At 63.6% G+C, this 8,084-nt stretch carries 9 protein-coding genes and 2 pseudogenes; 6 read left to right on the top strand and 5 right to left on the bottom strand.

The genetic code is table 11. The features are described 5' to 3' along the window. Window positions 1-197 precede the first annotated feature (197 nt). Complete coding sequence (locus tag ACFXN1_RS31200; protein ID WP_379446413.1) at window positions 198-1,487, top strand: DUF418 domain-containing protein; 1,290 nt, start codon at window positions 198-200, stop codon at window positions 1,485-1,487. Here the strand turns inward: ACFXN1_RS31200 and ACFXN1_RS31195 are convergent. The 4 genes and pseudogenes from ACFXN1_RS31195 to ACFXN1_RS31180 form a co-directional block, all read right to left on the bottom strand. Continuing rightward, window positions 1,474-1,621 (bottom strand): annotated as a pseudogene (locus tag ACFXN1_RS31195) (antibiotic biosynthesis monooxygenase family protein); the annotation flags it as partial. The gene ACFXN1_RS31200 and the pseudogene ACFXN1_RS31195 overlap by 14 nt on opposite strands. Window positions 1,622-1,780: 159 nt before the next feature. After that, the gene (locus ACFXN1_RS31190) at window positions 1,781-2,266 is read right to left on the bottom strand and encodes a hypothetical protein (protein ID WP_379446412.1); all 486 of its coding nucleotides are present in this window, start codon (window positions 2,264-2,266) and stop codon (window positions 1,781-1,783) included. 132 nt (window positions 2,267-2,398) lie between these two features. Beyond that, window positions 2,399-2,602, bottom strand: coding sequence for a DUF397 domain-containing protein (locus ACFXN1_RS31185; protein ID WP_379446411.1), 204 nt, complete (start codon window positions 2,600-2,602; stop codon window positions 2,399-2,401). Then, window positions 2,599-3,483: a helix-turn-helix domain-containing protein gene (locus ACFXN1_RS31180; RefSeq protein WP_379446410.1), complete on the bottom strand. Its 885-nt coding sequence runs from the start codon at window positions 3,481-3,483 to the stop codon at window positions 2,599-2,601. Before ACFXN1_RS31180 ends, ACFXN1_RS31185 begins: the two co-directional genes overlap by 4 nt. Before the next feature lie 443 nt (window positions 3,484-3,926). Between ACFXN1_RS31180 and ACFXN1_RS31175 the strand changes: the two genes are divergently transcribed. Together ACFXN1_RS31175 and ACFXN1_RS31170 are read left to right on the top strand one after the other, a co-directional pair. After that, window positions 3,927-4,118 carry a hypothetical protein gene (locus ACFXN1_RS31175; protein WP_379446409.1) on the top strand — a complete coding sequence of 64 codons (192 nt, stop codon included), beginning with the start codon at window positions 3,927-3,929 and terminating at the stop codon, window positions 4,116-4,118. 344 nt (window positions 4,119-4,462) lie between these two features. Beyond that, window positions 4,463-4,654 (top strand): annotated as a pseudogene (locus tag ACFXN1_RS31170) (hypothetical protein); the annotation flags it as partial. Here ACFXN1_RS31170 and ACFXN1_RS31165 read toward each other — a convergent pair. Beyond that, window positions 4,643-5,611, bottom strand: coding sequence for a zinc-dependent alcohol dehydrogenase family protein (locus tag ACFXN1_RS31165; protein ID WP_379446408.1), 969 nt, complete (start codon window positions 5,609-5,611; stop codon window positions 4,643-4,645). The pseudogene ACFXN1_RS31170 and the gene ACFXN1_RS31165 sit on opposite strands and share 12 nt — an antisense overlap. 436 nt (window positions 5,612-6,047) lie before the next feature. On the opposite strand from ACFXN1_RS31165, the gene ACFXN1_RS31160 reads away from it, so the two are divergent. The 3 genes from ACFXN1_RS31160 to ACFXN1_RS31150 all read left to right on the top strand — a co-directional run. Further along, window positions 6,048-6,497 carry a hypothetical protein gene (locus ACFXN1_RS31160; protein ID WP_379446407.1) on the top strand — a complete coding sequence of 150 codons (450 nt, stop codon included), beginning with the start codon at window positions 6,048-6,050 and terminating at the stop codon, window positions 6,495-6,497. A 100-nt stretch (window positions 6,498-6,597) separates the two neighbouring features. After that, entirely contained in the window at window positions 6,598-7,362 is a 765-nt protein-coding gene (locus tag ACFXN1_RS31155) for a carboxymuconolactone decarboxylase family protein (RefSeq protein ID WP_379463729.1), read from the top strand. A gap of 90 nt (window positions 7,363-7,452) precedes the next feature. Further along, window positions 7,453-8,084: 3-keto-5-aminohexanoate cleavage protein (locus ACFXN1_RS31150; protein WP_379463728.1), on the top strand; the 632-nt coding region annotated here is incomplete at its 3' end.

Raw genomic sequence — 8,084 nt, 5'->3', positions numbered from 1 at the left:
CCTGTGGCCCGCCCTCACCACTACCGGAGCGATTGGTTGATCGACACCGTCGAGCTGGATGCCACCCTCGAGGCGTAGCTCGCGAGTTCCCGGCTAACCCTTCTGGTTAGCCGGGAACTAACTCTTTCGGCTATTTCTTCCGCGAATCGGGCATTGGGCTCGGTTTTCTCGTGTGTGCCGAATTAGCCTCGCTGTCATTGCCAGTCGAAATCCTGGAGGTGGGCAAGGTTATGGGATCGCCGGCGTCGGTTACCGTGCCGCAAGAATCGGATGCTTCGAATTCGCTGCCGCGGGTCCTCGCTCTCGACGCGGCGCGGGGCATCGCGGTGCTGGGCATGTTCGCGGTGCATGTCGGGCCGCCGCGGGGCCAGCCGGGCGCGTCCTGGCTGACGGTCTTCGAGGGCCGGTCCGCCGCGCTGTTCGCGGTATTGGCGGGTGTGTCGCTGGCGCTCATGTCCGGCGGGGCGCACCCTGCCACCGGGATCGCGGCCCGCCGCAGCCTGATTCGCATCGGCTCCCGAGCCGTGTTGGTCGCGCTGCTCGGTCTGGCGCTGGCGCGACTGCATTCCGGCATCGAAATCATGATCATCCTGACCTACTACGGCCTGTTCTTCCTGCTGGCCCTGCCCGCCCTGCGGCTGGAGGCCCGGGCGCTCGCGATACTCGCGGCGGTGTGGGCGATCGCCGGGCCGATCCTGTCCTTCGTCGTCCGAAGGCACATGCACCAGAACGCTTCCGGCGGCAACCCCATCTTCGAGATGTTCACCTCGTGGTCGGGTCTGCGGCAGGCGGGCCAGATGCTGGTGCTCACCGGCGGGTACCCGGCGCTCACCTGGATGCCGTTCCTCTTCGCCGGTATGGCCATGGGCCGCTGGGGGATTCGCGCACTCCGGCCGCTGCCGGTGATCGGCCTCGGTGCGCTGCTGGCCCTGCTCGGATACGGCGGTTCATGGCTGGCGCAGCACCCGCTGGGCGGACGCGCGCACCTGGTCGACCTGCTCACCGCGAGTATGAGACAGGCCGGGGTCACCGACTTCGATCCGGGCCAGATCATCGATATGACGGGTTTCGGCGCGGTGGCGACAACGAGCTGGTGGTGGCTGACCGTCGCCACCCCGCACAGCGGCACCCCATTCGAGGTGTTCGGCGCGGCCGGGGCCGCCTTCCTGGTGATCGGTGTCCTGATGGCACTGGTCCCGCGTGCGGGTATCGCCTTGCGGCCCTTGATCGCCGCAGGCTCCTGCGCGCTGAGCCTCTACATCCTGCAGGCGGTGGCGGTCAGCGTCCTGGTGCCGATACCCGACGAGAACGCGACCGCACCGCCGGGCGGCATCCACGGTCCGGGCTGGGAACTACTGGCACTACTCGCCATAGGTTCCCTGGTGCCGGCGACGCTGTGGCGCAGCCGGTTCCGTCGCGGTCCGGCGGAACGGCTGCTCCACACGATCACTCACTGTGTGACGAACGCTCTGGTCATACATCCATGACGACCTCGAACTCCAGCAGCGACGCGCCCATGGAGACCGGCTTGCGGGCCTCGCCCGCGTGCGCCTCGCGCGCCGGACTCACGCCACGCGGCGAAAGACTCCTCCGAATCCCACTGGGTGACAATGAAGTACCTGGTGCGCAAAGCTCTTCTCCAGCTCGGGTATATGCCAACGTGGGCAACAGCTTTCACCGAACATGCTGATGAGGTGGCACCGCACCGCGATGCCACCTCATCACACACTTCGAGACACTTCCTACCGGCGAGGCGGGCGACCGATCCGACTGTCCTGGTTCAGTTTCCGGACGCCTGCAGCCCCGCGACGCGGAATTCGTGACTCATCCCCGAGCACACCACGTCATTGCGGACCGAAACCGTGCACGTGGCCCCGGCGTAGTAGACCGATGTCGTGTACTGATCGACCCCCGGCACGATCGCGGGATTGCCACCCTGCTGGGTGTGGCTGCCATTGGAGCTCCACTGCGGGTGCGAGGGAAAGTAGGCGGTGTCGATGGCAACGGCCGGCACGTAGGGCACCGGGATCGTCATACCCGCGACCGTCATCGACATGATCGACGCCGGAGTCGGAAGATCGCACCCCACAACACCATTCGGCGTAATCGAACAGTTGTTTCCCGCCATGTTGAACCATGCCACCCCATTGGCGTCCACGTAGGGCGCCGGATCGATGAAATCGGCGTGGGCCACACCCGGAACGAAGCTTGCGAACAACCCGGCGACCATTGCGCCGCCGGTGACCACTGCTGACCTAACCTGCATCGCACATCTCCTTTGATGAGTGTTCAACGGATCATGTCGTATACGTGTCGAGGCTGGTGGTAGAGCTTGTTATGCATGACGCAGGGGAGCCCGGGCAGCACGCCCAGACTCCCCACGGGCTGACACGGTCCGTCAGGACCGGTCGAACTTTCCGGCCCGGACGGCCGCGTTGAAGATAGCCCACTGGTCGGCGGGGAACATCAACTCGGGCCCACCGGGGTTCTTCGAATCTCGGACGCCGGTCTCGGAGCCGAAGTGCGCGACTTCCACGCAAGCGTCCTGAGATGCTGAACGACTGCTCTTGTACCACTGGGCACCCTGTCGGGTGGTGCTCATGCTGCATACTCCTTCGCTTTGTGGGCCAACAAGTCCCGTGTGCACTGCTCATCCAACGCACGACGCTTGATTTCCACAAGAGCGCTACGGTAACGGTCCACTTTGTCCGCCTGATCGAGGTAGAGCGCACCGGTGAACCCCTCGACGTAGACAACGGGCGGTTCTATCCATTTGGATTTCATGCCCGGTGACGACCGGGGCGGGAACTCCATCAGGACGAAGTGCCCCGTCTGGAGCCCCAGGTGCGCGCCAACTGATTGCGGCACAACGCCGATCGAGATGTTACGCCTCTGGCCCAGCGTGATCAGATGTTGCAACTGCTCAGCCATCACAGCCGGCCCGCCGATCTCGTGCCGCAACACCGACTCCGACAGTAGTACAGCAAGCGAGAACATTGGATCATTCAGGCGCTCTTGTCGTTTGACGATCAGTTCTATCCGTTGTTCAACAGCTGCGGTGGGCATCCCTGGGAAGGCTGTCCACTCGACAGCGCGGCGATAGGCGGGGGTTTGGATCAGCCCTGGGAGAAACGTCATCTGCCAGGTCGTGAGACGCCGCGCAGATTGCTCCAACCCCAGATAGAGGTCGAAGTGTTCCGGCACCGAGTCGCCGTAGGAGTGCCACCACCCAGGACGTTGGGCTTCCTCGATCAGGCCGAGCAGGGCGGCCGTGTCATCGTCGGGGGCTTCGTACAGGCGGCACAACGCTTCTATGTAGATCTGTTTCAGTTTGACCCCGCCCTGCCCGCCTTCGAGCCGCCACATCGTCTGCGGGGAGCACTGAATAACAGAACAAGCCTTCGCGGCGCTGACTCCGGATGCTTCGCGCAGCCTTCGAAGTTCGCGACCCAACATCCTTCGGGGGACAGTCGAACCGGTCATTCCTTTAGCCTCACTATTGTTTGTGCGCTGTTTTGGAATGGTTTTCGTGCTGGGGTTTGGAAGATAGCGAGAAACTCAGGTTACCCCCGGCTTGGAACGTTCCGCCGATGAACCAGCGGGTATCTACTGGTGCTTACCCCCGGCCGCCGGGAACCTGAACAGGCCGCCCGGTCAACAAGTTCCGATCGCGTGCCCTTCGAGAGCGGGTCGCACGGTCAGGCCGTACCGGCGGCCGGGGGCCACCAAACATCAACGCCGACAACCGGAGCGTCAGCCATGTACGGCATACCCATCGAAAACCACGAGGCGATCAGCGCGATGTCGATCGGTTACGCGCGCGATGTCCTCCGAGTCCACGAGCCCTGCCCGATGTCCGTGTGCGGCAAGAAGCGTCAGGCCATCGCCGTGATCCGTGCGGACGACCGGACGACAGGGAGCAGGCCATGACCATCATCTCGCACGACGAACCGGACTATCCGGTCATGAATCTGCAAGCGGCACAACACGGTCTGAAGCAGCATCAGCACTGCGACGACAACTGCGACGCCCGCCGATACTTCACCGACCTGGTCCCGAATCTGGAGCGCGCAGACCGGGAGGTCAAGCCGCTCAGGGGAACCTGGAACATCTGGTGATCGCTGCCCCGTGTGGCCGGGAAGGTCCCCACTCCGCAATACCGTTCGCACCACCTCGGCATCGCTCAACCCGGATTCCCGCGATTGCCTTCATCATCCGCGCGGCAGGCACCGCCGCGCCTCCGCATTCGATGGCGGCCCGATGAATTCGGACCGCCACGGGTGGTGAGCGTCGTCAGTGAGCCCGTTGAGACAGCGGGATTGCCGTAGCGTCGGTGACTCTCCTCAAGGCGATCAACAGAATTGCCCATCAGCGATGGTGCTCACTGAACTTCCCCACTGACGCTCACCGAAATTCCCCATTTGTCCCGTGTGGCTCCGCCGTGAAGGGCGGGCCCCCTCCGATGCTGGTGGTTACCGCAACTGACCAGCACTTTCATTCGGAGGAGGCCCACTTTTCCAGGTTGACACGTGAGGAAGATGTGGAAATCAGTGCCCTACGAGCGCGAGGTTGGACGATCTCTCAGATCGCCCGGCATACCGGACGTGACCGCAAGACGGTTCGCGCCCATCTGGCCGCGCGTTCATCGCCCGGCCACCTTCAGCAGGATCTTGCCGCCACCGAGGAGATGCTGCACCGCGTCCTGGATGTGCTCCAGGGGGTACACGCCCCCCACGGGGACAACGAGGGTGCCGTCGGCCACCAGCGGTGCCGCCTCACGAATGACAGGCACCACCTTGTGGCGGTAGTCGAAGTCGCCGACAAAGAATCCGCGGACGGTGAGGTGCTTGCCGACCAGTGCCGAGGTATCGACCCACATGGGCTCGTCCCTGGCCCAGGCATAGCTGACCAACCATCCACCGTCGGAAAGCAATTCGAGCAGCCGCCCCACCACTGGGCCACCGACGGCTTCCACCCCCAGCGCCACTCGCGCGTCGCCGATCACTGCTCGAACATCGCCGACCGCATCGGGGTCGTCGACGTGGACCACGTCGGCCCCGGCTGCTGTGAGCTCTGCGAACGTCGCGTCGTCACGGGCCAGGTTGATCGTCTTCAGTCCACGAAGTTTGGCCAACGCAATCAATGACCGTCCCACACCGGAGTTCGCGGCGTTCTGAACTACCCAGTCACCGGGCTGCAGGGGGGTGCATTCACTGAGCATCAGCCCTGCCGCCGGGGGATTGCTGCCCAGCATCGAATACTGCTCGATGTTGCCGCCGGCGGGGAGTGCGAACAGGCCGTCGGCGGGCACGACGAGCCGCTCACGCCACGCACCGGCATACAGGGGTAGCACGACCAGATCGCCGACTTGAAGTCCATCGACCTCGGCGCCAGTGGCAAGAACGCGCGCGACGCCCTCTGCGCCTGGTATGTGGGGCAGGGGTGGTCGCGCCAGCATGCCGGTGACAACCAGTAGATCGTGCTTGTTCAACGGCGAGACCTCAACGCTCAACAGAACCTCATGAGCGCCAGGTGGCGGAGGCTCCTCGATGTCGACGACGCGGAGCACCTGCGCGGGGTCGCCGAACTGCTCAATCTGGATGGCGCGCATAGTAATCCCTCTCCATCGAAGGTTAGGCCGCTGGCACAGCCTCAGGCCCCGGGAACCGGCGGCCCCTATAATCGGAACCGCTCACGGGCGGGGAATTTCAGCGAGCACAGGTGGGGAACTTCGGCGAGCGCCGTCATCAGAAGCATCCGATTATTCCTTATCGCAGCCAACCTCTGCGGCATCCGCCGCCAAATCGACTTCGACACGGACGCAGCATGCCGCGATTCGTACGAGCGCTGTCAGCACGACAACCCCTCACCCCGATGCCGGCACTTTTGCTGTACTCGTCGCAATGCCGAGCAAACACGTGGTCAGTCAGGCATGACCAGATACATCGAGGTCGGCGTTGCGATCGGCGCCGCGGTATACGACCGGGCATATGATCCGGACGGTACTTTTGCCGCAATATCGATGGGGTGGCTAAGGAGACGGAAGCATGCCCGCTTTGGTTGACCTTGCCGTGGGGATCGCGCCCATCGCTGGTGGATTGGCTCTCGGTGCAGCGGCGGGATATCTGAAGGGCCCGGATGTCCGCAAGACGATCAAGCAGGATATGGAACTGCTCGAACGCCTACCTCCGGAGGCGGTGGAGCGGCGAGCCGAACTCCAACGGAGCATCGATAGTCGCATCGACGACCTGGTCGCGACCGTCAACCGATACCGGCTGCTGCGCAGAGCGGCCGCCTCCTATCGCGGCAGCTTGCGCGACATCCTGCTGTTCATCTGCACGATTCTGTTTACGGCGGTCTGGTGGAGCGTCGATCATCATCAGAGCAGCTGGCTACCGATGTTCGTTGTTTTGATTTTGATTTCGGTGTGGGCGGCCGTCTATGCGTTCAGCGGTCTGCGCAGATCCCTACTCGCTTACCGGCGAATGAAGGACTGATCAACAGCGTCCGTGCGAGCCAGCGCCGCTGAGGCGCGCAGTTCCTTCCGGGCAGCGACTCCTGCCAACGAGCCGCGCCAATTAGACCAAGGATGCACCTATGTCCGCTGATGACATGTCGATGCCTGATCCGGTGGACGCTGCCGCGGCCGATGCTGGTCCTTGGGATGCCGCAGCCTTGTCACTGTTGCGGACGTGGGACCCGGCATGGGCTGACGCGTGCAACAAGATGGCGACCAATCCTTGGCGTAGTGGGGTCCTGAGCCGGAAGTTCGTCGAATTGGTCAGTGTCGGCTTGGCCGTGGCGTGTACCAATCTTGATGTGCAGGCGACGCGGCGGCATATGCGTGCCGCGCTTGCGGCCGGCGCGACGCGCTCCGAAATGCTGTTCGTGATCAAGTGCGCGACCGTGGTTTCGCTCCATTCGTGCAGCGTCGCTGCGCCGATCCTGCTCGACGAGGTACCAGCCGGCGGGAGCGAACCCGTGTCCCGAACCGGCGGCCTGCCGACTCCGTCGTGTGATGCGATGCGCGCTGCCGGACAGTGGAATGAGGCGTGGAACCCCTTCTTCGACCTCGACCCGGTATGGACCGAGGAATTCATGGCGACCGGTGTCGGCATCTATCGCAGCGGGGTCATGTCCGCCAAAGAGACCGAGCTTCTCAGCATCGCCCTGGATGCGTCGTTCACCCATCTGTACTCACCTGGGATCCGACGCCATATCAAGGCTGCGCTGGGCGCCGGCGCGACGACTCAGGAGATCATGGAAGTACTGAAACTCTGTGTCGCTCAGGGAGTGCAGGCATGCAACCTCGGTGCCGCGATCCTCGCCGATGAGCTGTCTCGAATCGAGCCGCGTGAGTGAAGTCGGCGGCCATAGGATGGGACATAGCAGTACAGCGATCATCACCCGCGAATTTGACGTATCTCGACCGAGAGTTTCGGAGGCGAGAACATGTACTTCACCGATCGATCACTGCTCCCCGAGAACCAGGCACCGCTGATCATCACCGCGGCCCCCTACGGGCCGTTGTGGATGCCGTCGGACTATCCCGACGACATCCCGGTGACCTGGGACGAGCAGGTCCAGAAAGCCGTCGACTGCTTCGAGGCCGGCGCCCGCCTGCTGCACATCCACGTCCGTGACCCGAAAACCGGCAAGATTTCCAAGAACTTCGCCGAGTACAGCGCCCAGATCGGCCGGCTGCGTGAGGCCGTGCCCGACATGGTGTTGCAAGTCGGCGGCTCCATCTCGTTTGCCCCGGAGGGCGATGCCGTCGCCAAATGGCAAAGCTATGACACCAGGCACATGCTGACCGAGCTGGACCCCAAGCCCGACCAGGTCACCGTGGCCATCGGCTCCACGCAATACGACATCACCTCGATGCTGACCGTCGACGATATCGAGGGCACCCACATGGCTGATCCGCACATCATGTGGCAGTACTCGCAAATGGTCGCCGACGCCACGCCGGAGTTCTACATCGAGAATCTCAGACGCCTGCGCGAGAACGGCATTCAGCCCTACTTCGCGCTAGCGCACGTGCATAGCCTCGAGATCGTCGAACGACTGATCCGGCAAGGCTT

The organism is Nocardia sp. NPDC059154, assembly GCF_042755705.1.
Lineage (GTDB): Bacteria > Actinomycetota > Actinomycetes > Mycobacteriales > Mycobacteriaceae > Nocardia.
This window is presented reverse-complemented; position numbering and strand designations above follow the sequence as displayed.